18 protein-coding genes are annotated in these 22,459 nt (G+C 38.6%); 11 read left to right on the forward strand and 7 right to left on the reverse strand.

All coding sequences use genetic code 11. The features are described 5' to 3' along the window. The first annotated feature begins 10 nt into the window (after positions 1–10). A complete protein-coding gene (locus tag J8L71_RS04390) occupies positions 11–1,027 on the forward strand; it encodes an ABC transporter ATP-binding protein (RefSeq protein ID WP_210999443.1) in 1,017 nt (338 codons plus the stop codon). A gap of 63 nt (positions 1,028–1,090) precedes the next feature. Here J8L71_RS04390 and J8L71_RS04395 read toward each other — a convergent pair whose 3' ends face one another. Further along, positions 1,091–1,525: an ATP-binding protein gene (locus J8L71_RS04395; protein WP_058550101.1), complete on the reverse strand. Its 435-nt coding sequence runs from the start codon at positions 1,523–1,525 to the stop codon at positions 1,091–1,093. Positions 1,526–1,818: 293 nt separating this feature from the next. Here J8L71_RS04395 and asnS point away from each other — a divergent pair, with 293 nt between their 5' ends. Together asnS and J8L71_RS04405 are read left to right on the forward strand one after the other, a co-directional pair. Beyond that, complete coding sequence (asnS, locus tag J8L71_RS04400; protein WP_058550102.1) at positions 1,819–3,216, forward strand: asparagine--tRNA ligase; 1,398 nt, start codon at positions 1,819–1,821, stop codon at positions 3,214–3,216. A gap of 152 nt (positions 3,217–3,368) precedes the next feature. Further along, positions 3,369–4,301: a substrate-binding domain-containing protein gene (locus J8L71_RS04405; protein WP_210999444.1), complete on the forward strand. Its 933-nt coding sequence runs from the start codon at positions 3,369–3,371 to the stop codon at positions 4,299–4,301. A 269-nt stretch (positions 4,302–4,570) separates the two neighbouring features. Here the strand turns inward: J8L71_RS04405 and J8L71_RS04410 are convergent, their stop codons facing one another. Then, complete coding sequence (locus J8L71_RS04410) at positions 4,571–5,497, reverse strand: FAD-binding protein (RefSeq protein WP_210999445.1); 927 nt, start codon at positions 5,495–5,497, stop codon at positions 4,571–4,573. Then, the gene (locus tag J8L71_RS04415; protein WP_210999446.1) at positions 5,498–6,247 is read right to left on the reverse strand and encodes an electron transfer flavoprotein subunit beta/FixA family protein; all 750 of its coding nucleotides are present in this window, start codon (positions 6,245–6,247) and stop codon (positions 5,498–5,500) included. Between the two features lie 206 nt (positions 6,248–6,453). On the opposite strand from J8L71_RS04415, the gene J8L71_RS04420 reads away from it, so the two are divergent. The 6 genes from J8L71_RS04420 to J8L71_RS04445 all read left to right on the forward strand — a co-directional run bounded on the left by J8L71_RS04420 (position 6,454) and on the right by J8L71_RS04445 (position 13,231). Further along, entirely contained in the window at positions 6,454–8,100 is a 1,647-nt protein-coding gene (locus J8L71_RS04420) for an electron transfer flavoprotein-ubiquinone oxidoreductase (RefSeq protein ID WP_210999447.1), read from the forward strand. A 133-nt stretch (positions 8,101–8,233) separates the two neighbouring features. Then, positions 8,234–8,698: an acyl-CoA thioesterase gene (locus tag J8L71_RS04425; RefSeq protein ID WP_210999448.1), complete on the forward strand. Its 465-nt coding sequence runs from the start codon at positions 8,234–8,236 to the stop codon at positions 8,696–8,698. 259 nt (positions 8,699–8,957) lie between these two features. Continuing rightward, a complete protein-coding gene (locus J8L71_RS04430; RefSeq protein WP_210999449.1) occupies positions 8,958–9,527 on the forward strand; it encodes an outer membrane beta-barrel protein in 570 nt (189 codons plus the stop codon). Positions 9,528–9,726: 199 nt separating this feature from the next. Beyond that, positions 9,727–10,431 carry a tRNA (N6-threonylcarbamoyladenosine(37)-N6)-methyltransferase TrmO gene (gene tsaA, locus J8L71_RS04435; RefSeq protein WP_210999450.1) on the forward strand — a complete coding sequence of 235 codons (705 nt, stop codon included), beginning with the start codon at positions 9,727–9,729 and terminating at the stop codon, positions 10,429–10,431. 88 nt (positions 10,432–10,519) lie between these two features. Further along, a complete protein-coding gene (locus J8L71_RS04440) occupies positions 10,520–12,244 on the forward strand; it encodes a proline--tRNA ligase (RefSeq protein ID WP_210999451.1) in 1,725 nt (574 codons plus the stop codon). A 159-nt stretch (positions 12,245–12,403) separates the two neighbouring features. Next, positions 12,404–13,231: a UDP-2,3-diacylglucosamine diphosphatase gene (locus J8L71_RS04445; RefSeq protein WP_210999452.1), complete on the forward strand. Its 828-nt coding sequence runs from the start codon at positions 12,404–12,406 to the stop codon at positions 13,229–13,231. Positions 13,232–13,268: 37 nt separating this feature from the next. Here J8L71_RS04445 and J8L71_RS04450 read toward each other — a convergent pair whose 3' ends face one another. The 4 genes from J8L71_RS04450 to J8L71_RS04465 form a co-directional block, all read right to left on the reverse strand. After that, positions 13,269–16,328: an ATP-binding protein gene (locus tag J8L71_RS04450; RefSeq protein WP_210999453.1), complete on the reverse strand. Its 3,060-nt coding sequence runs from the start codon at positions 16,326–16,328 to the stop codon at positions 13,269–13,271. A 256-nt stretch (positions 16,329–16,584) separates the two neighbouring features. After that, positions 16,585–17,793 carry an ABC transporter permease gene (locus J8L71_RS04455; RefSeq protein WP_210999657.1) on the reverse strand — a complete coding sequence of 403 codons (1,209 nt, stop codon included), beginning with the start codon at positions 17,791–17,793 and terminating at the stop codon, positions 16,585–16,587. Further along, positions 17,786–18,574: an ATP-binding cassette domain-containing protein gene (locus J8L71_RS04460; protein WP_210999454.1), complete on the reverse strand. Its 789-nt coding sequence runs from the start codon at positions 18,572–18,574 to the stop codon at positions 17,786–17,788. Before J8L71_RS04460 ends, J8L71_RS04455 begins: the two co-directional genes overlap by 8 nt. Then, positions 18,571–19,383, reverse strand: a complete 813-nt coding sequence (locus tag J8L71_RS04465) for a DUF3025 domain-containing protein (protein WP_210999455.1) — start codon at positions 19,381–19,383, stop codon at positions 18,571–18,573. The genes J8L71_RS04460 and J8L71_RS04465 overlap by 4 nt, the downstream gene beginning before the upstream one ends. Before the next feature lie 113 nt (positions 19,384–19,496). Between J8L71_RS04465 and J8L71_RS04470 the strand changes: the two genes are divergently transcribed. Both J8L71_RS04470 and J8L71_RS04475 read left to right on the forward strand, forming a co-directional pair. Continuing rightward, a complete protein-coding gene (locus tag J8L71_RS04470) occupies positions 19,497–21,122 on the forward strand; it encodes a M28 family metallopeptidase (RefSeq protein ID WP_210999456.1) in 1,626 nt (541 codons plus the stop codon). A gap of 121 nt (positions 21,123–21,243) precedes the next feature. Continuing rightward, entirely contained in the window at positions 21,244–22,413 is a 1,170-nt protein-coding gene (locus J8L71_RS04475; RefSeq protein WP_210999457.1) for a putative manganese transporter, read from the forward strand. The last annotated feature ends 46 nt before the right edge of the window (positions 22,414–22,459 follow it).

The raw sequence follows: 22,459 nt of genomic DNA on the forward strand, positions 1-22,459 counted from the left end.
TTTAATAACAATGCTATCTGTAAGTCAGTTGTCTATAGATTATGGCAGTAACCGTGTAGTCAGCGATTTAAATCTATCGCTTGAACAAAGTGAAATCCTTATGCTTGTCGGCCCTACAGGGTGTGGTAAGAGCACAATTTTACAAGCACTTGCTGGGCTTTTACCTATCAGCGAAGGCGAAATAAACGTGGGTAAATGGCGTGCTACACCTAAATTAACGGTACCACCTGAAAAACGCAGTGTTGGTATGGTGTTTCAAGACTTTGCATTATTCCCGCATTTAACGGTTGAGCAAAACATTTGCTTTAGATTAAAAAATACAGCGCCTGCAGAACGCTGGATAAAACTATTGGGTCTTGACGAATTTAGAAATAAAAAACCTGCTACGCTTTCGGGCGGTCAAAAGCAGCGTGTTGCTCTAGCCCGAACTCTTGCACACGAACCAGACTTTGTTTTACTTGATGAGCCATTGTCTAACCTAGATGCTGCACTAAAAGATATGCTGCGCTGGGATATTAGAAACGCACTTAAAGATGCCGGCGTTCCTGCAATTTGGGTAACACACGATCAAGAAGAAGCGCTTTCTGTTGGTGATCGTGTAGGTGTTTTGAAAGCGGGTAAAATTCAGCAAATAGATACACCTGAGCGCTGCTTTAGTATTCCTAACAATCGTTTTGTTGCTCGTTTTTTAGGTGAAGCTAGCTTTATTGCCGGTAAATTTGAAAACGGACAAGCCACTACAGCTATAGGCAACGCACCAGCTCAAGGCGTTGATTGTGAAAGCGGCGATGTTGATGTATTGCTTCGCCCTGATGACGTATTACTTGTACAAAGTAGTGTTGGTAATAATGGTGAAGTTGTATGGGTACGCTTTGAAGGTGGCAGCCGATTATGTGCTGTAAAACTTACGTGTTCTACTATTGTAACCAGCCGTGTTAGCCATGAGGTTGTAGTAAACCCAGGCGATGAAGTACATGTATCATTAAGTACATCGCACCCACTTGCGGTTTATAAAAAAGCTAGCTAGTAGCGCTTAAAAACTAAAAAAGCCCATATGTATGGGCTTTTTAAATTAAAACGTTAACGCAAATCACCACTCAAACATGTACGCCATTTTACTTATGGTTTTAAGCGGCACATTATGTGAGTTACGCTTAGCGTATAGATGCTGCATAGATTTGTCTTTTACTTCACCTACGATCACTTCTTTTACTTGATACCCTAAAGCAACAGCAGCTTGTGAATACGCGATAAATTCCCACTTTTTAATATTAGTGTTATCAACTATGACTAATGGGATGTTTTGTGCGAGTGCATTAATAAAACGAGCCAAGTTTAAATTATGGTATTGCGAGAGCCTAAACTTATCGAAGTGGTATTCGCCTTGCTCATTTATAAAGTAGTCATCGGTTGAACAAATTAGATATTGGCTTTCGTCAACACCACCTAGTTCGTCTGCAAGGTTTTGCGCGTAATAAGACTTACCGCTTCCTGGTAGTCCTCGTAAAATAAAAACTTGTTTCATGGCATCCGTTTCTAAGTAAAAGGCAACATTAAAGAATTTAAAAACTTATAATGCCACAAAATAGTTAAATTTCAGAGTATCAAATCACAAACTTGATCATTTTTGCTGTAAAAATGGCTAAAAATAAAGCGCATTGATAAAAACTTTTAAAGAGTTGCCCACAATAGTTTTTTTATTTGAGTTAACTAGGTAAGATACAGGGTTCAAGTGCAGCAACGTTTATGCAATTAATGCCAATGTGCTGCGCACAGTTTAATAAATAAAGTTAGGCAACTTATATCATTGGAGTGAAGATGAGCCATTTAGCGATTTCAGAGCTATTAAAAGGCAACGTTGCGGTAGACAGCCAAGTTACAATTAAAGGCTGGATCCGTACTCGCCGCGATTCAAAAGCAGGAATATCATTTTTAGCCGTTCATGACGGTTCGTGTTTTGATCCTATTCAAGCGGTAGTTCCTAATTCACTGAATAATTATGATGAAGTTACTAGCTTAACAGCCGGTTGTTCTGTATCGGTTACTGGTGTTTTAGTTCAATCTGCTGGCCAAGGTCAATCATTTGAAATTCAAGCTAATTCTGTAACAGTTTTAGGTTGGGTAGAAAACCCAGATTCTTACCCAATGTCGGCAAAACGCCACAGCATTGAGTACTTACGTGAGCACGCTCACCTTCGCCCTCGTACAAATATGATTGGCGCGGTAACACGTGTACGTAACTGTTTAGCACAAGCTATTCACCGTTTTTATCACGAACAAGGTTTTTACTGGATCAGTACACCTATTATCACAGCAAGTGACTGTGAAGGCGCTGGCGAAATGTTCCGTGTATCTACGCTTGATATGCAAAACTTACCGCGTACAGATAAAGGCGATGTTGATTACAGCGAAGATTTCTTTGGTAAAGAAGCATTTTTGACTGTATCTGGCCAGTTAAATGGTGAAACATACGCATCAGCAATGTCAAAAATCTATACATTTGGCCCTACTTTCCGTGCTGAGAATTCAAATACTTCTCGTCACTTAGCTGAGTTTTGGATGGTTGAACCTGAAGTGGCATTTGCTGATTTAGAAGATATCGCAAAACTTGCAGAAAACATGCTTAAGTATGTATTTAAAGCCGTACTTGAAGAGCGCCGTGACGACATGGAATTTTTTGCACAACGTGTAGAAAAAACTGCAATCACTCGCCTTGAAGAGTTTGTAGATAAAGACTTTGCACAAGTTGATTACACAGACGCTGTAGAAATTCTTAAAACGTGTGGCAAAAAGTTTGAGTACGCTGTTGAATGGGGTGTTGATTTACAGTCTGAGCACGAGCGTTATTTAGCAGAAGAGCACTTTAAAGCACCGGTAGTTATTAAAAACTACCCGCGTGATATTAAAGCGTTTTACATGCGCCAAAACGAAGACGGCAAAACCGTTGCCGCAATGGATGTTGTAGCGCCTGGCATTGGTGAGATCATTGGTGGTTCACAACGTGAAGAACGCCTTGACGTACTTGATGCACGCTTAGACGAAATGGGCTTAAACAAAGAAGATTACAGCTGGTACCGCGATTTACGTAAATACGGTAGTGTGCCACATTCAGGCTTTGGTTTAGGCTTTGAGCGTTTAGTTGCATACGTAACCGGTATGGGTAACGTACGTGATGTTATTGCCTTCCCTCGTACTAAAGGTAGCGCAACCTACTAATCAATAATTTGATTTGAAAAGCCAGCTTAATTGCTGGCTTTTTATTTTGTGCTTCATATTTATTTTAAGCCGTATTAACGTAATATCTATTAATTAGTGATTTATAAATTCTGAACTATAGTTTTATAAACTCTTATTAATTTGGCTATTTTATGATTAAAAACCTAATTTTGGCAGTTTCAGTTCTTGTTTCAGCCTCAAGTGTAACCATCAGCTCCTCTCCCGATTTTTCACAGCATAAACCTATTTTAATTGGTGGCTCATCCTCTGTTTCACAGTTATTTGAAATAATAAAACCTGAGTACGAAAAACAAATCAATACATTAATGCAAGTACGCTCTATGGGCAGCGATAAAGGCATTAAAGCTATCGGGCAAAACATTATAGATATTGGCACAAGCTCCCGTTACTTAACGCATGAAGAGCAAGCGAGTTACCCTCATGTTAGGCAAATTGTTATTGCGCAAGATGCGTTAGTGTTTTTCACCAATAAAAAAAATAAAATTGACTCCCTTCAAGTTAAGCAGTTAACCGATATCTACGCAGGTAAATATAAAACATGGCAAGAAGTTAACCCAAGTTACAACCCTCAAACAGAACGGGATAATAAAATATTACTTTTTAGTAAAGCGTATAACCATGGCACCTTTGATGTGTTACTTGAGTTTTTAAACCTTAGTTATATGAAAGTACCGAGCAATAACAGCATAAAATTAAAGCATGCAGGAAATAGAGGTTTATTCCCTAAAACTGAAGTACAAATGTATGATGAATTTAATCAAGCGCTAGGAATTGTGCAGCGCATGCCTAATGCGATTGCTTTTGACTCGTATGGTGCAGTTTCACAACTTTTAGGCTCTAAAAAAGTTGATATGGTAAATTTAGTTGGTATAGATGGTGTAAAAGTCAGTGACCGCACAATTAAAAATGGTGAATATACTTTTGTTAGGCCGCTCATTCTATTAGTTAATACCCAGTCATCTCGCTCTGTAGAACAGGTGGAGTTAATGTTAAGCTTTCTCAAAAAAGATAAAGTCCAAAAGATACTCTCTGAACACCACTATTCAATGGTTGAAGATAGTTAGTCAATAAAAAAGCCGCAAGAACATAAGTTCACTGCGGCTTTAAACCAGAATAAATTAACTACCAATGTGCAATAATACACAACCATTTTATAGGGCTAAGTGTGTCGCTACCTACCTTAAATACTCTCATTTACGACCGCATGGATGCAGAAGGTAGAGCAATGTAGGAGCAATTGCCGAGAACAACTAAATAGCGATTTTTTGCCGAGCTATCAACGTGTTTTTCCACCTACATAATAGATCACTTAATTAAGCGAATTGGTATAAATTTAAAGCGCGTTTTCAAGCTGCGGTAATACCTCAAATAAATCTGCAACTAAGCCGTAATCTGCTACTTGGAATATTGGCGCATCGGGATCTTTGTTAATTGCGACAATCACTTTTGAGTCTTTCATACCGGCTAAGTGCTGAATAGCACCGCTAATACCTACTGCAATATATAAGTTAGGCGCTACAATTTTACCTGTTTGCCCTACTTGCATATCGTTAGGTACAAAGCCTGCATCAACAGCTGCACGCGATGCTCCAAGGGCTGCACCTAGCTTATCGGCAATACCGTTTAATAACGCAAAATTTTCGCCATTTTGCATACCACGACCACCCGATATAACCACCTCTGCTGCGGTAAGCTCTGGGCGCTCTGATTCAGTTTGCTCAACGCTTACAAACGTACTTAACTGTGAGTCCGATACGGTATCTAACGTATTAATACTTACAGCGGCTTGCTCGCCTTGTAAATCAAAGCTACTTGCGCGCACGGTAATAACCTTTTTTGCATCAAGTGATTTAACTGTCGCAATAGCATTACCGGCATAAATTGGGCGTTTAAATGTATCAGCATCTACTACATCAATTATTTCTGAAATTTGAGCAACATCTAAAAGCGCTGCTACACGTGGCATAAAATTTTTGCCCGTGGTAGTGGCGCTTGTCACGATATGACTGTAGTTATCAGCAAGGCTCAATACTAAGTCTGTCATGCTTTCGGCGATTTGGTGCTCGTAAACAGCGTTGTCTGCTGATAGTACCGCATTAACACCCGCAATGGTTGCTAGCTTTTCGCTCATAGCGCTTATATTTAAACCTGCAACAAGTACATCTACGTCTAAGCCTAATTTAACAGCGGCATTAATTGTTTTTGAGGTTTCTGGTTTTAAGGCACCGTTATCGTGCTCTGCAATTACAAGTGTTTTCATTTAAATCACCTTTGCCTCTGTTTTAAGTTTTTCTACAAGCTGTGCTACATCTTCTACAATAATGCCACCACTGCGTTTAGCTGGCTCCTCTACGCTTACAAGTTGTATGCGCGGCGCTAAATCAACGCCTAACGAGTCGGCTGCAATAACTTCAAGCGGCTTACGTTTTGCTTTCATTATATTGGGTAATGATGCATAGCGAGGCTCATTTAAGCGTAAGTCGGTAGTAACAATAGCTGGTAAGCTAAGTGCTACCGTTTGCAGGCCACCGTCTACCTCTCGGGTTACGTTTACTTTGTTATTTTCGATAACGACTTTTGATGCAAACGTACCTTGTCCACGATTTGTTAAGGCAGCAAGCATTTGTCCCGTTTGGTTATTATCGGAATCGATAGACTGTTTTCCTAAAATAACCAGCTCGGGGGCTTCTTGCTCAACAATTTTTGCAAGGAGCTTAGCAATATGAAGTGACTCTAATTTTTCATCGGTTTCGATGTGAATTGCTTTGTCGGCACCTAGGGCAAGTGCCGTACGTAATTGCTCTTGCGATGCTTTAGCGCCAATGGTTACAGCAACTACTTCTGATGCTGTGCCTGCTTCTTTTAAGCGTATAGCTTCTTCAATAGCAATTTCGCAAAAAGGGTTCATTGCCATTTTTACGTTAGCTAAATCAACATCGCTATTATCACTTTTAACGCGAGCTTTTACGTTGTAGTCGATAACTCTTTTTATTGGTACGAGAACTTTCATAGGAACTCCATAATTATTTAAACCTACAAGGTAACGTGCACGTCAACTTATTTATTTTATGAAATCAGACTACTTCCTGTTGACGTAAACGTCAACCTAAAATAACCTTAAACTATTCACAGCCTGTAATGTTTAATGTGCAAGTATTAAAAAGGCTGCATTGCTTATCTAATTTAGCTAAGCCCGTCATTGATTGAGAGGTTATTATGGTCGAACGTGAAACCATGGAATTTGATGTAGTAATTGTAGGAGCAGGCCCTGCTGGACTAGCTAGTGCAATTAAACTCGCGCAATTAGCACAAGAAAAACAACAAGAGTGCATGATTTGCGTAGTAGAAAAAGGCTCTGAAGTGGGTGCACATGTACTCTCTGGCGCCGTATTTGAAACAAAAGCGCTTGATGAGCTACTGCCAAATTGGCAAGAATTGGGTGCGCCTGTTTCAACTAAAGTAACTAACGATGAAATCTACTGGTTTAATAACGAGCAAAAAGCGACATCAATCCCCCACTTCGCTACACCTAAAACATTTCATAATGATGGTAACTACATTGTGTCTATGGGTAACGTATGTCGATGGCTTGCAGAACAAGCCGAAGGTTTAGGTGTAGAAATATTCCCAGGTTTTAGCGCTCACTCCTTAATTATTGAAGATGAAGCCGTTAAAGGCATTAATACTGGCGATATGGGAGTCGATAAAGACGGTAACGAGAAAGACGGTTATATGCCCGGTATGGAGCTTCGTGCTAAATACACTATTTTTGCTGAAGGCTGTCGAGGCCATTTGGGCAAACAGCTTATAAACCAGTTTGCACTCGATGCCGATGCATCTCCTCAGCATTACGGTTTGGGTTTTAAAGAGATTTGGCAAATTGATGAAAGCAAACATGAGCTAGGTAAAGTAATACATGGTACAGGTTGGCCACTTGCAGGCGATACCAACGGTGGTGCATTTATGTATCACAGTGAAAATAACCAAGTTGTGGTTGGCTTAATAGTTGACCTAAATTACTCGAACCCGCATTTAAGTCCGTTTGATGAGTTTCAACGAATGAAACACCACCCTGTATTTAAAAACGTACTTGAAGGCGGTGAACGTATTGCTTATGGCGCACGTGCAATTGCAAAAGGTGGCTTACATTCACTACCTAAAATGAATTTTGCGGGTGGCTTATTAGTTGGTTGTAATGCAGGCACACTCAATTTTGCAAAAATAAAAGGTAACCATACCGCAATGAAATCGGGAATGGTGGCAGCCGAGGTCATTTTTGATGCACTACAAAATAATATGGCTAATACTGATTTAACCGAGTTTAAGGCAGCATTTGAAAACTCGTGGGCATATAAGGAGCTATATCAATCACGCAATTTTGGCCCAGCAATGCACAAGCTAGGAAAATTTGTAGGCGGTGCTTATAATACGCTTGATCAAAACCTATTTAATGGCGCGTTACCGTTTACATTTAAAGATAATACACCCGATCACTCTACCCTTGCTGATGCTAACGCCGCTGACAAAATAGCGTATCCAAAGCCAGATGGACAATTGAGCTTTGATAAACTCTCGAGCGTGTTTTTATCAAACACAAACCACGAAGAATCTCAGCCATGTCATTTAAAATTAAAAGATGCGTCTATTCCTATTACAGTTAACTTGGTTAAATTTGATGAACCTGCACAACGTTACTGTCCGGCTGGCGTATACGAAGTGCAAAAAGTTGAAGGTGAAAACCAGTTTGTGATTAATGCTCAAAACTGCGTGCACTGTAAAACCTGCGATATTAAAGATCCTAGCCAAAATATTACTTGGGTAACACCTGAAGGCGCTGGTGGCCCTAACTACCCTAATATGTAACTATTTTATGCACAAAAGGGCATTTAAACCCTATCTTTTACATATAAATTATAAACCTATCCTAAATTGCAGGGGCTTCGGCCCCTTTTTTGCGGTATGCTCATAGCTATGTTTAATAAAGTGAGTATTTAATATGCCGTCGTCAAAAGTTGTTTTTCGTTTTTTAGCCGAGCCCACCGATGTAAATTTTGGTGGTAAAGTCCACGGTGGAGCTGTAATGAAGTGGATTGACCAAGCTGGTTATGCATGCGCAGCGGGTTGGAGTGGTCATTACTGTGTAACTGTATCGGTTGCTGGTGTTAAATTTAGGCGCCCTATTCTAGTTGGCCAAATTGTAGAGGTTGAAGCTAAAATCGCCCATACAGGCAGAAGTAGTATGCAAATATTTATACAAGTTCGCTGTGGCGATCCTAAAACACAAAACATGGTTGAAACAAATCACTGTGTTATTAGCTTTATTGCTATGGACGAAACCGGCTACCCTATCGAAGTACCTTCATTTAAAGCGGTCACAGAAGAAGATATAAAATTAGAAAACTACGCAATAAAAATGAAAGAAATTGCGATAGAGACTGAAAACCTATTACACGAAGTATAAACAACTCTAATTTTAATAGGGCTAAACAGCCCTGTAAAAATCTCATAGTACTTTGTAAAACATTCAACTTGAGTTAGAAAACAAAAATATTTAAAAGTTCAATTTGATTACAAAACAATCTAAACGCCATTTAATTTAATATTAAAGTATTAAATATGGCGTTTTTTAGTATGGTTTTAACATTGGCACGCCAGCTGCAACTGGATAATTGTCGTTTGATGAGATTAATCAAACATTTATTATTTAAAGGAGCTATTCAATGATTAAAACACTTTCTCTTTCTGCACTTGCTTTAGCAACAATGGGTTTTAACTCTGCAGCACACGCTGATATTGCCGATTTCGACTCTCCTCGTATTTACACCGGTATTGGTTACGGACAATATTCTTTTGAGTTTGAAGATAGCGACAACGACACTGACTTTGACGACGATGCACAAATGCTAAAAGGTTACGTCGGCACACAATTTAATGAATATTTAAGCTTAGAGCTTGCTTATCAAAATTTTGATGAAGTGAGCGATATAGACAATAAAGCTGAGATTGATGGTGTATCACTAGCAGCACGCCTAGGTTTACCGATCAGCGAAAGCTTCTCTGTATACGCAAAAGGCGGTTGGTTTGAATGGGATGCAGACTATGAGCAAGAACTACCTGTAGGCAGCATTTCAGCTTCTCAAGATGGCGGCGATGTATTTTACGGTGCTGGTATCGAGTACGCTCTAACAACAAACGTGCAATTTCGTTTAGAATATGAGCGCTTCAAACTAGGTGATGACATTGACCCTGATATGGATGTTGCATCTGTTTCAGTTCAGTACATGTTTTAATTAAACATTACTCTATTTAAAAAGGTAAGCTTATGCTTGCCTTTTTTGTTTTGTAATCCTTCTAATAACATTATAAACTAATCAGTCTATTTAATTCTTTTATACCAGTAAGTCTATAAATAATTAACTTGCTGTCATTAATGCCATAACTACTAAATAAAGGTAGAATAACGCCCTATTTTATTATTACCTGAGTACTATGAGCGATTACAGCATTTCGGCAATAGGCCATATTCAATCTCCATACAAACAAAAATTTGCCATTCCTAGGCAGCCTCGATTAGTACCAGAAGCTAAAGCTAAACTTATATTTACATCTGAGTTTAATCGTGAAGAGTTTGTACGTGGAATTGATGAATTTACTCATATATGGTTGCTATTTAGATTTCATGAAACCGCTGATAAGGGCTTCTCCGCTATGGTACGTCCTCCTCGATTAGGCGGTAATGAACGAAAAGGTGTGTTTGCTACACGCGCTACCTTTAGACCTAACGCCATTGGTATGAGCGCTGTAAAACTTGAAGGAATTGAATATAAAAATGGGCAGCTTAGTTTATTGCTTGCCGGCATAGACTTACTTGATGGCACACCCATAATAGATATAAAACCCTACTTACCTTATTCAGATGCAATGCAAGATGCCAGTGCAGGGTTTGCCGATACACGCCCAGAAACACAAATGAGTGTGGAGTTTACGCCTGAAGTTACCTCTTTTATTGAGCAGCAAACGCAATACCCCGATTTGCTCAACTTTATTAGTAATGTTTTAAAACAAGATCCTCGCCCTGCTTATAAAAAACAAAAAGATGGCGAGCAAAGTTATGGAATGACTTTGTATGATTATAATATTCGCTGGCAAGTTAATGGCGAACATAACGTAGTAACAAGTATAGAAAAAAGCTAAATAACTCACTTAGCGCTTTAGTGTAAAAGCATCCGCTGGTAAACTTAAGCTCTATTAAAAGAACATATTACTCTATTTCGGAAAAATAATGCGTACCAGTCAATATATACTCGCAACACTTAAAGAAACGCCATCAGATGCTGAAATTGTATCGCATCAGTTAATGCTTAGAGCCGGTATGATCCGTCGCGTCGCTTCGGGTTTATACACTTGGTTACCCTCTGGTTTACGTGTACTACGTAAAGTAGAAACTATTGTACGTGAAGAAATGGACAAAGCAGGCGCTATTGAAATGCTAATGCCTGTTATACAGCCTGCAGATTTATGGGAAGAGTCAGGTCGTTGGAGTGAATTTGGTCCAGAGCTTATACGCTTTACTGACCGTCACAACCGCACATTTGCACTTGGCCCAACACATGAAGAAGTAATTACTGATTTTGTTCGTAAAGAAATTAGCAGCTACAAGCAACTGCCAATTACATTGTACCAAGTTCAAACAAAAGTACGTGACGAGCGCCGTCCTCGCTTTGGTGTAATGCGTGCTCGTGAATTTACAATGAAAGATGCATACTCATTTCACTTAAGCGAAGAATGTTTAGATGCTACTTATAAAGCAATGCACCAAGCATATTGTAATATTTTTGAGCGTTTAGGCCTTGATTACCGCCCTGTTATCGCAGATACAGGTTCGATTGGTGGCAGTGTTTCTCATGAGTTTCATGTACTTGCTGAATCAGGCGAAGATGCTATTGCCTTCAGTGATGGTAGCGATTACGCCGCTAATATTGAAAAAGCAGAAGCGCTTGCTCCAAACGTTTCACGCCCAGAGGCAACAAAAGAGCTAAAAGCATTTCCGACACCAGACGCTAAAACTATTAGCGAGCTTAAAAAACATTACGGCGTTAAACCACATCGTGGCGTTAAAACGTTAATTGTTTACGGCACGCCTGATGAAAACGATGTACGTGGTTTAGTGGCGCTTGTACTTCGTGGCGATCATGATTTAAATGAACTAAAAGCCGAAAAGCACCCACTTGTTGACTCGCCTCTTGAAATGGCTACGGAAGCAGACATAGTTGACGCTATTGGCGCAAAACCAGGTTCACTTGGCCCTGTTGGCTTATCAATGCCTATTATTGTTGATAGAACAGCAAATGTAATGGCTGATTTTGTAGCTGGCGCTAATAAAGATGACGAACACTTTAGCGGTATTAACTGGGATCGCGACGTAACTAACTACGAAGTTGCCGATATCCGCAATATTGTTGAAGGTGACGCTAGCCCATGTGGTCAAGGTAATCTTCAAATTAAACGTGGTATTGAAGTAGGCCATATTTTTCAGCTGGGTACTAAGTACTCAGAGGCAATGAAGGCAGGTGTATTAAGCGAATCCGGTAAAAACCAAGTTATGACTATGGGTTGTTATGGTATTGGTGTATCTCGTATTGTTGCAGCGGCTATTGAGCAAAACAATGATGACTACGGTATTAAATGGCCGCAACCAATTGCACCATTTGATTTAGCAATCGTACCGATGAATATGCACAAATCTCATCGTATTCCTGATATTGCTAATAACCTTTATCAAGGTTTAAAAGATGCCGGCCTTGATGTGTTATTTGACGACCGTAAAGAGCGCCCAGGTGTTATGTTTAATGATATGGAACTGATTGGTGTTCCTTATACATTGGTTATTGGCGAACGTAACCTTGACGAAAATAAAGTTGAACTTAAAAATCGTCATACCGGTGAAAAGCTTATGGTTGATATAGACACCGCAGTTGAAGTTATTAAGGCCACCGTAAAAGGTTAATTAATAGTTTAACAAGCTTATAAACAGATAGCCGCTTTAATTAGCGGCTTTTTTATATTAGTTTTTAGCATGTAATGTCATGTAGGCTTAGCCAAAGTGCCTTATAAATGTCACGCGGCTTATCTAAAGTGGATAATTATTCCACTATGTGTAGATGACATGACAGATAAATTAAACGCAGATAAGCAACACTATCCTGCGGTATGGATTTCCGACATACACTTGGGGTTTAAAGATTGTAAAGCACAATACCTGCTAGATTTTTTAAACTCAATTGAATGCGATACGCTTTATTTAGTCGGCGATATTGTTGATTTGTGGTCACTAAAACGCCAGTTTTATTGGCCCCCTTCTCACTACCAAGTACTTAACTGTATACAACAAAAAGCACTGGATGGCACACGTGTTATTTATATCCCTGGAAATCACGATGACACATTTCGACAGTATCTTGACCAAACAATGTGTGGTGTAGAAATACACCAGCAATATATTCATACCACTGAAGCTAATAAACGGTTTTTACTTATGCACGGTGATGAATTTGATACCGCAACACGCTATAGCAAACTCATTAGCATTGCAGGAGATGCTGGCTATGATTTTTTGCTGTTTTTAAATCGTTGGACTAACCGGATTAGAAAAGCATACGGAGGAAACTACTACTCACTTCCCGCCTATATAAAAGCACGGGTACATAAAGCCCAAGCGGCAATCACAGCCTTTGAAGATGCCGCTATACACGAAGCTAAAAAACAGAAGGTGGATGGAATAATTTGTGGACATATTCACCATCCTAAAATCAAGGTTGAAGATGGCATAGTGTATTGCAACGATGGTGATTGGATAGAAAGCTGTACTGCACTAGTAGAGCAGAAAAACGGTAAAATAGGATTGCTACATTGGTCAGATACACAAAAAATACTACAAAGCGCAGAAGTAAATAATACTGCTACACTCGTAAAACCAAACAAGTCAGCGGCCTAACCACTGACTTATCAAATCACACTCCTTAAAACGCTAGTTAATTCAACCAAGTTATTAGCCTGTCTTTCAGCGTTTTAGGTTTTATAGGCTTGGTAATATAGTCGTTCATACCAGCAGCTATACAGCGCTCTCTGTCACCTTCCATAGCACTTGCGGTCATAGCGACGATTGGTACGTGAATATAGTCAATGCCAGCTTTAGCATTACGAATTTCGCTAGTCGCATCGTAACCATTTAAATTAGGCATTTGGCAATCCATTAATACTAAATCAATAGGTGGCCCTTCATTAAATTTCAGCGCGTCAATTGCCTCCACGCCGTCAGAAGCACACGTAATATTGATTTTAGTCCGATTTAAAATAGCTTTAGCTACTTCTATATTTATCATATTGTCATCAACAAGCAGTACATGATATGCCGATAAGTCAGGCTCAGCTAATTCCTCTGCAAGTGTATTAGGAGGCGTTAAAACGAACTCTTTGCTGGCACCAAACAAGCTTGCCAACTTATATGTAAACTGATCTTGCGTAAGGGGTTTATTAAGAATATGACTATGCTCTGGGAATACCTTTTTAGATTGCTTATTCATCACCATATCACGCAAAATTAAAACGTAGCGTTTATCATGTTGCTTACAAAAGTTTATAAGAGCATCTACTTGAGGATGCTCATCATCAATGATTAATAAATCAGCATCAAAGGCCTCATGCTCACTAAAGTAATCGAGCCTTATTATTTTGTCTTCATCGACCTTACAGGTTTGTAATAATAAATCAGTAACGTTATTAAATACGTTATCGCGCACAATTAAGGCTGCCACATTAATGCTCGTTGCAAGCTCAATACCTGTGTTTAGCTTTTTCTGTGCCGCTACATGAAGCTCAACTGATGCTGTAAATGTACTTCCTTTGCCTTTTTCACTCATTACAGTAATGTTGCCGCCCATTAACTGTGCTAATTTTTTACAAATAGATAAGCCTAACCCGGTTCCACCAAAATGCCTGGTTGTACTTGAGTCTTCTTGGGTAAACACATCAAATAATTTATTAATGTTTTCTGGCGCAATACCTATACCGGTATCTTTAATTGTAAAACTCATTAGTAGTTTTGAATCAGTAATATATTTAGAAGATAACGTTAAACTCACTTCACCTTTGTGTGTAAATTTGAATGCGTTATTTACTAGATTTATTAAAATTTGTTTTAACCGATGACTATCACCAATGACCATCCTATCGACCACGTTTTTAGTATCTAAAAATACTTCAAGGCCTTTACGTTGTCCATGCAGCGCAAGCGATGTGATCATATCACTACAAACAGTCACAACGTCAAACGTATGGTTATCTATATCAAGCTTGCCGGCTTCTATTTTAGAAAAATCTAAAATATCGTTTATTAAATTCATCAAAGAATTAGCACTGCTATTAACGAGTTTTAAGTAATGATGCTGCTGATCGGTAAGGCTATCTTCTTTAAGCATTTCTAACATGCCTAGTACGCCATTCATCGGTGTGCGTATTTCGTGCGATATATTAGCAACAAAGTCGCTTTTAGCCTGGCTTGCAGCCAGTGCTTGGTCAATTGCGCGTTCAAGCTCAACAGTTCGCTGAGATACTTTTAACTCTAATGTATTATTTAGCCCTTCAAGTTCAGATTGAATATTTTTAAGCGAACTAATATTTCTTAAAATGGCTGCTACTTGGTAACGGTTTTTAAATACATCAAAAATACTACTTAACGTAATAGAGTAAAATTGCTTGTTACCAAATCCATCAGTATAAACTGCCTCAAAAGGCATTTTAACGCCATCGGTAATCGTATCTTCTATACACTTTTCATCAGCTTCATTTAGCTCAAACAGTGAAGTAAAACTGACCTGCTCACCTTTTAACTTTGAGCCAAACACCTCATTGGCTGTATTATTAAAATTAACTATTTCACCCGTTTGTTCAATAGTGAAAATAGCATCAAGTGAATTTTCAATTACTTTATTATTTTGCTCTTTTAATGAGTGAATAAGTAACTTTCTATTTATAAAACGCTGATACAAACCTGTAATAACTAAAAAGATGCTTAAAAATACCACCAGCATAGTTATAAAGTTATCCCTTCTTTGGCTTACTTTAGCGAGTAGCTCCTGTGAATTTACACTTACGGCAAGTTCAAGCGGCAGCATTGCTATATCGCCGTCAAAGGTGATGCGTTTTTTTAAGGTATAAAAAGGCGGGTAGTCGCTAAAAGTAAGCGTGCCTTGTGGCTTCATTGTTGCTGAACTCGAAAATTCGTCATCCCACGTTTTAGCTTTACTAAACTCAAAGCCAAATCTAAGTTCAGGATTGGGGTGATACAAAAATTCACTTTCGTTGTTCATTAAATAAATTTGAGTACCGTGAGGAAGCTCAACAGTAAGGCTCTTTATTAAATCTTCTGCAAAGTAGTTAGTCACTAATATAGCAAAAACTTGTTTTTGTTCGTCAAATACAGGCTTAGCGACGCGGAAAGTACTAACGTAAGGCTTTTGAATTTGCCCATTTTCGCGGTTGTAATTAATTGGTGAAATATAAACGCTTTTATCATCTAGCATGCTTGCCTTAATTATATAGTCACGTTCACCTTTTTTTTGTAACTGGGTGCCCTGCAACCTTATAATTTCACCTAATTGATTACGATCAACTCTTACTATTTCTTGCCCACCGTCCGCTAACATTATGTAACGCGCTTGCAATATGCTCTCGTCTGTACGCATAAAACCGCTAAATATGCTGGCTAAACGTGTTTGCCAAACATCTATAGGCGTACCTAGCAACGGATCTATGTATTTATTTTCAGACGCACGGGATATACCTTGAATAGGAGGTGTAGCATCTAAAAATCTAATTGCGTTAACGCTATCTTGGAGGTGTTTTTTTAAAGAGAGGCTTTTTAGTTCTAGTTCACGCTTTAAGTCAACTTGTGCAGAGAGATAAATGTCACTTCTAACATTTTTCTCAAATATATACAAAGAAGGCAACGCAATCAGCAAAAAGAGTCCCGCTGCTATAACGATTAGTTTATTACTTTTTGCTATATCCAAAAAAACATTCCTTTTTAACATTTACCTTCACCACCAAAACTTTCTTGCTACAGTATAGTGTATTAAAAGCTAAAAAAGGACCCTAAAACTAATTAGTTATCATTATTTCATTTTATAATCTTGTATATTAATGTATGGACACGACAGCTTATACTTAGCCACACAATAAGACTGAATTCAAAGTGAATACGTTCTCCATTGTAAGTTTTATTGGATATGTTATTTATTCGCAAAAAAGGTAGCATTTGCTACCTTTTTAGATATTTAAAAGCACCTTTTATCTAAACAGTACGTCTTCTCTATTAAACCATTTAACACAAAATGCCAGTAGCGCTCCTGCAATGAGTGCGGTAGCTAAAAATATTAGCCCTACAAAAGTATAATCAACGGTGCCTTTAATTATATCTTTAATTGCTAAAGCAACATTAGTAACAGGAATAAACGCAGTTTTAGCGGTGAGCTCCATATTAGGTAATATTGAAATTATAATAGGAAAGAACACACCCATACTAAGCGGGGCCATATAATTTTGAGCTTCTTTAAACGTACGTGCATAGATAGATATAGCCAATGCTAATGATGAAAATATTGCAGCCAAAGGTAGTAGCAATACAAATATCATTAGTAAATCGGTTACTGCTAAAGAACTAAAAGCCGTTTTAATCACATCTAAATCTGCAAACGCTAATGCTAACGCAACCCAACAGCCCATACTGAGTACCGTTATTGTTGTGGAGGCTATAGAAGTCGTTAACAGCGTTATAAATTTACCAAGTACTAACTCAGTACGCGTAATCGGAGTAAGCAGAAGAGTTTCTAGTGTGCCACGCTCTTTTTCACCGGCGCCTAAGTCTATAGCTGGGTAAGTCGCCCCCATTAATACAAGAGGGATAAGTAAATAAGGTAAAAAACCACCCATTTTTTCGCCTAAGTTTTCACGCTTATCTGCGGTATCAACCTTTATTACATCTACTGGATTTAACAGCGCTGCGTGCGCTGACATATCAATACCAAAACTAATCAATTGTTCTTTTTGTAAGTTGTCGCTGTATTCTTTTGCGAGCTCTTTTACACGTTCAAATAAAAAATTAATTGATTTTGAATCGTTAAATACTACTTGCCATTTACTTTGCTTTTCATCATTTAGCGTTTGTTTTGCATCACTGGGTAAATAGATACCCATATCGATATCACCAGCAATAACACCCGCTTTAAGCTCTTCAATAGTATTAAACGTTTTGTTGCCTTTATATAATTCAAAACTTTTGTGATAAAACACTTTGTCTGTAAATTCTTGTGCGTACTCACCATTGATAATTACGTATGTATTTACTTTTTGATCAGCATCAAGCGCTGCTTGAGAACTTATAAATGCCATTACTGCAAATATTATTGGAAATATAATAACGGGCAGCGCGACAACAAACATTAAGGTTTTTTTGTCGCGAAGGAGTTCTTTTAATTCCTTTTTAAATACTTCAAACATCATGTTTCTCCGTTAGTATATTTATAAACGCTTTGTTAAGCTCATCGCTATTACCCGCTTTTTTAAATTCATCTACTGTGCCATCAAAACAGCTAATACCTTCATTAATAACCGCTACTCGGTCGCATAAAAGTGCAACTTCATCTAAATGATGAGTTGAGAAAATAACAGGCGTGCCCTGCTCTTTTAAGCCTTTAATAAAGTTTATAACCGTTTGTGTAGTCATTATATCAAGACCAGTCGTTGGCTCATCAAGCACTACCACATCCGGATGATGAACTACCGCACGCGCTATATTTGCTTTTTGCTTCATACCTGTTGAGAGGTTTTCTGCGCGTTTATCAATAAATTTGTGCATATCGAGCATACTAAACAGCTCTTCACAACGCGATGCTATGTCTTTTTTACTCATCCCATGGAGTTTTGCAAAGTACTCTATGTTTTCTTTTACGGTTAAGCGGCCGTACAACCCAGTAGATCCTGATAAAAAGCCGATTGATTTGCGCCCAAGCAATGGTTTTTTTACTATGTCGTTACCCGCTATAGTAATAGAGCCTTCATCTGGTTTGAGTGCGGTTGATAACATACGTAGTGTTGTTGTTTTACCCGCCCCATTTGGGCCTAATAAACCAAGCACTTCACCTTTAGCACAACTAAAGCTTACATTACGAACAGAGTGAAAATAGTCTTTGTCTTCACGTGGGTCGATATCGTCGACTTTGTTTTTTTTATGATCTTTGGTTAACTTAAATTTCTTTTTAAGCCCAGCGATTTCTATCATGTTCGTATCCTTCGTTTCGCTCTAAAATAATCTGTATTGTCGTAAAATGACGCGTCTTGATTTTCATCATGCCAACCTGGCACACCTAATAAAGGTAAAGGTGAAAGCTGTGTGTTATCAGCTAAACAGTTGTTAGTATTAATCATCTCATAAAGGGCTTGGTCTAGGTACTGATATTGAGTAACTAAATCTTTACAAAATATTTCATCGGGCATACATACAAACAACGCTTTACCCGTTAACCCTATATAAGGCTTAGTAAGCATTTCGTAATTTGCATGACCAAACATGAATGGCTTTATTGTTTTACCCCACTCGTTTTTAATATCAACAAAAGCTGACTTCCATTGGTGCTCGCGAAGTAGCTCAATCCATTTAGTGTCGCTAATGGCTAATACAACGCCACATTCATCAAATAAAGTAAGTGCATTTCTGTGTTTGGTACGCTTTTGTAGCCCATATTGCGCTATATCTTGCACGTGACGTTGGTTGATCAGTGCCTTAGTTTTTGGGAATAAACACCAAATAAAACCACCAAATAAGTCATGCCAATTTTCTGCACGAGTTGGCACTACACCCGTTTCAAAAATAACCTGCTCATAATACCTATCGCCAAAATCTACTTTTGCGTCGTCTTCAAAGCTAATAGCAATATTATTAGCATTAATCGCTTTTAAAAAAGGAGAAAACCACTGAGGTGCAGGCCAATTAGTTAGTTTGTCTACTTTAAATAGCTCACGTAAGTGCGAAAATGCGCCTGTTTGTAAACTACTCACTTGCCATTGCTCTGGAGGAGTAAAGCGTTTCATTTGTACCTTTAACAATTTATACCTTTAATTTACGGGAAGTTTACCGCAAAAACTGGTTCTACTTAATAGAACTTAATATACTTATTAAATCTTAAAACAAGAAAAGAGCTGACATGAAACGTTATTTTTCTCTCACATTACTTGCAGGTGCTGTTTTAGCAGGCTGTACAACAACAAGTATTACCTCTACCGATGTAACTACAGGCTATAACAGCATTAAAGCTGATGAACTGGCTAAACATGTAAAAGTACTCGCATCTGATGAATTTGGCGGACGCGCTCCTTCATCGCCTGGCGAAAAACTAACGCTTGATTATTTAACAGCGCAATTTAAAGCCCTAGGTTTAGAGCCTGGCAATGGCGACAGCTACTTACAAGAAGTTCCACTTGTGTCGCTTGAGGCTGATGCAAACATGGTATTAAGTATTGGTGGAAAAGATTACCAATACAAAAAAGACATGGTTATGGGTAGTAGCCGTATCAGTGCACAAGAAGGCATTGAAAATTCAGAACTTGTATTTGTTGGCTACGGTGTAAATGCGCCAGAGTACAACTGGAATGATTACGAAGGGTTAGACGTTAAAGGCAAAACAGTGGTTATGCTTGTTAACGATCCGGGTTTTGCTACAAAAGATCCTGCCTTATTTACAGGCGATGCAATGACCTACTACGGACGCTGGACTTACAAGTATGAAGAAGCAAGTCGCCAAGGTGCTGCAGGAGCTATTATTATTCACGAAACAGCACCTGCATCTTACCCGTGGTCGGTTGTAGAAAACTCTTGGAGTGGTGAGCAATTTGGGTTTCAAAAAGAAAATAACAACATGGACCGTGTTGCCGTTGAAGGTTGGGTAACTAGTGATGTAGCAAAAGAGCTTTTTACTAAAGCAGGCCTTGATTTTGAAACTGTAAAAATAAATGCAGCAAAAGGTGCTTATAACGTTGATATGGGCGATTTAACCGCATCGGTAAGCGTTAAAAATACAATAAAAAAATCGGTGTCGTACAACTTTATTGCAACCCTCCCAGGTAGTGAAAAACCTGACGAACACGTTATTTACTCTGCACACTGGGATCACTTAGGTACAGACAAGAACCGTAAAGGCGATCAAATTTATAACGGTGCACACGACAACGCAACAGGTACAGCTGGACTTATTGAAGTAGCTGAAGCCTTTACTCAATTACCTAAACACCCTAGCCGCTCAATGACCTTTTTAGCCGTGACTGCAGAAGAACAAGGCTTACTTGGTTCTAAGTATTACGCAGCAAACCCGGTTATTGCTGCTAATAAAACTGTTGCGAACATAAATATGGATAGCTTAAACCTACTAGGTAAAGTTAAAGATATGAATGTAGTAGGTATTGGTAAATCGCAAATGGATGAATTTTTAACTACCGCAGCCAAAGAACAAGGTAGGACAATATCAGGCGATCCAAAACCATCATCGGGTGGCTATTACCGCTCTGATCACTTTGCATTTGCAAATATGGGTATTCCTGCAATGTATGCAGGCGGTGGTACCGTAGCGGCCGATGAAGATACAGCAAATTATCGTAAACGTATGAGCTTAGTGCTTCGTGGTTGTTACCATCAGCCTTGTGATAGGTACCGCGATGAATGGGATTTGTCGGGTGCTGTTCAAGACTTACAATTATTTTATAAAGTAGGTTTTAATATATCTGAGCAAGAGCAATGGCCTACTTGGAATGCAAACTCAGAATTTCAGCGTAAATAGCACAGGGTTTAACATCGAAAAACTCAAAGTGAGTAATCGATTTAAATAGATGCAAATGATATTGATTATCATTTAATTAAAATATACAGTGTTACTAAGTTTATTTAATTGGTGACACTGTATGATTTTACTCTCTCAAATAGGATTTATTACGCCCGCTTCTAAACGCTTTGTTACCCAAAATAAACGTTTATTATTACCACTGTTTTTGTTGGTATGCTTAGTTTTGCCATCACTTCGTGAAATGACCGTAACAGCACTAAGCGATGCTTTTTTTCAAGTTAGCGTATTTGTTGCTGCTACATTATTAATTTATTACTACGCCATAGAGCATTTACCTCAGTTAGAGCTTAGTTATTTAAGTGCTAAGTCGCCGATACTAGAAATATTTTTTGCAGCCGTATTAGGTGCCCTTCCTGGATGTGGTGGTGCAATAATAGTGGTTACTCAATTTACAAAAGGCCAAGCAAGTTTTGGTGCCATAGTCGCCGTGCTTACTGCCACAATGGGCGATGCTGCATTTTTACTCCTTGCCACTCGCCCTACTGAAGGTTTAACCATAATGGCCATTGGCTTAGTCGTAGGCACGCTTTGTGGTGTTATAGTAAATGCCCTTCATGCAAAAGACTTTTTACGCCCAACCAAGCAAGAACAAAAACACCAAGTTAAAGTATTGCCAACTCGTATAATTAAAATAAGCAAACCCGTTTGGATGTTCGCTATTATTCCGAGCCTCATTATTGCTTTCTTAATTGCATTTAATGTCGACCTTGATCAATTTGGAAAATACACAGGCACAAGTATTGGTATTTTTGGTGCTGCAATGGCGTTATTTACTGTCACTATATGGGCGTATTCTTCTAAAGGTGAAAGCTATAAAGAAGTAACCTCAGAAGACGATGAATGTAATCCACCTTCTAAAATTATTAAAGTACTTCAAGACACACACTTTGTGACTGCATGGGTTGTGGCATCGTTTATGTTGTTTGAAATTTTAGTCAATATTGCAGGGCTTGATTTAAAAACTTGGTTTGCACATTACGCTTATTTAGCGCCGCTTATCGCTGTAGTGATTGGTTTTTTACCAGGTTGTGGCCCGCAAATAATTGTTACTACGTTATATATTCAGGGGATCATTCCATTTAGCGCATTAGCTGCTAATGCAATTTCTAACGATGGTGATGCATTATTTCCTGCAATTGCCATGGCACCTAAAGCGGCTATAATTGCGACTTTGTATACGTCTATCCCTGCATTAGCTGTTGGCTATGGCCTTTACTTTTTAAGCTAAAATAGCCAAACACAAAAAAGCTCAGCAATTGCTGAGCTTTTAATAT

The sequence above is a fragment of the Pseudoalteromonas sp. MMG007 genome (assembly GCF_018100985.1).
Lineage (GTDB): Bacteria > Pseudomonadota > Gammaproteobacteria > Enterobacterales > Alteromonadaceae > Pseudoalteromonas.

Bases quoted from the DNA above. Each gene is read 5' to 3' on its own strand.
- J8L71_RS04440 (WP_210999451.1), top strand. From the start codon at position 10,520: ATGCGTACCAGTCAATATATACTCGCAACACTTAAAGAAACGCCATCA.
- J8L71_RS04450 (WP_210999453.1), bottom strand. From the start codon at position 16,328: ATGTTAAAAAGGAATGTTTTTTTGGATATAGCAAAAAGTAATAAACTA.
- J8L71_RS04455 (WP_210999657.1), bottom strand. From the start codon at position 17,793: ATGTTTGAAGTATTTAAAAAGGAATTAAAAGAACTCCTTCGCGACAAA.
- J8L71_RS04390 (WP_210999443.1), top strand. From the start codon at position 11: ATGCTATCTGTAAGTCAGTTGTCTATAGATTATGGCAGTAACCGTGTA.
- J8L71_RS04460 (WP_210999454.1), bottom strand. From the start codon at position 18,574: ATGATAGAAATCGCTGGGCTTAAAAAGAAATTTAAGTTAACCAAAGAT.
- J8L71_RS04415 (WP_210999446.1), bottom strand. From the start codon at position 6,247: ATGAAAGTTCTCGTACCAATAAAAAGAGTTATCGACTACAACGTAAAA.
- J8L71_RS04395 (WP_058550101.1), bottom strand. From the start codon at position 1,525: ATGAAACAAGTTTTTATTTTACGAGGACTACCAGGAAGCGGTAAGTCT.
- J8L71_RS04425 (WP_210999448.1), top strand. From the start codon at position 8,234: ATGCCGTCGTCAAAAGTTGTTTTTCGTTTTTTAGCCGAGCCCACCGAT.
- J8L71_RS04475 (WP_210999457.1), top strand. From the start codon at position 21,244: ATGATTTTACTCTCTCAAATAGGATTTATTACGCCCGCTTCTAAACGC.
- J8L71_RS04420 (WP_210999447.1), top strand. From the start codon at position 6,454: ATGGTCGAACGTGAAACCATGGAATTTGATGTAGTAATTGTAGGAGCA.
- J8L71_RS04430 (WP_210999449.1), top strand. From the start codon at position 8,958: ATGATTAAAACACTTTCTCTTTCTGCACTTGCTTTAGCAACAATGGGT.
- J8L71_RS04410 (WP_210999445.1), bottom strand. From the start codon at position 5,497: ATGAAAACACTTGTAATTGCAGAGCACGATAACGGTGCCTTAAAACCA.
- asnS (WP_058550102.1), top strand. From the start codon at position 1,819: ATGAGCCATTTAGCGATTTCAGAGCTATTAAAAGGCAACGTTGCGGTA.
- J8L71_RS04470 (WP_210999456.1), top strand. From the start codon at position 19,497: ATGAAACGTTATTTTTCTCTCACATTACTTGCAGGTGCTGTTTTAGCA.
- J8L71_RS04405 (WP_210999444.1), top strand. From the start codon at position 3,369: ATGATTAAAAACCTAATTTTGGCAGTTTCAGTTCTTGTTTCAGCCTCA.
- J8L71_RS04465 (WP_210999455.1), bottom strand. From the start codon at position 19,383: ATGAAACGCTTTACTCCTCCAGAGCAATGGCAAGTGAGTAGTTTACAA.
- J8L71_RS04445 (WP_210999452.1), top strand. From the start codon at position 12,404: ATGACAGATAAATTAAACGCAGATAAGCAACACTATCCTGCGGTATGG.
- tsaA (WP_210999450.1), top strand. From the start codon at position 9,727: ATGAGCGATTACAGCATTTCGGCAATAGGCCATATTCAATCTCCATAC.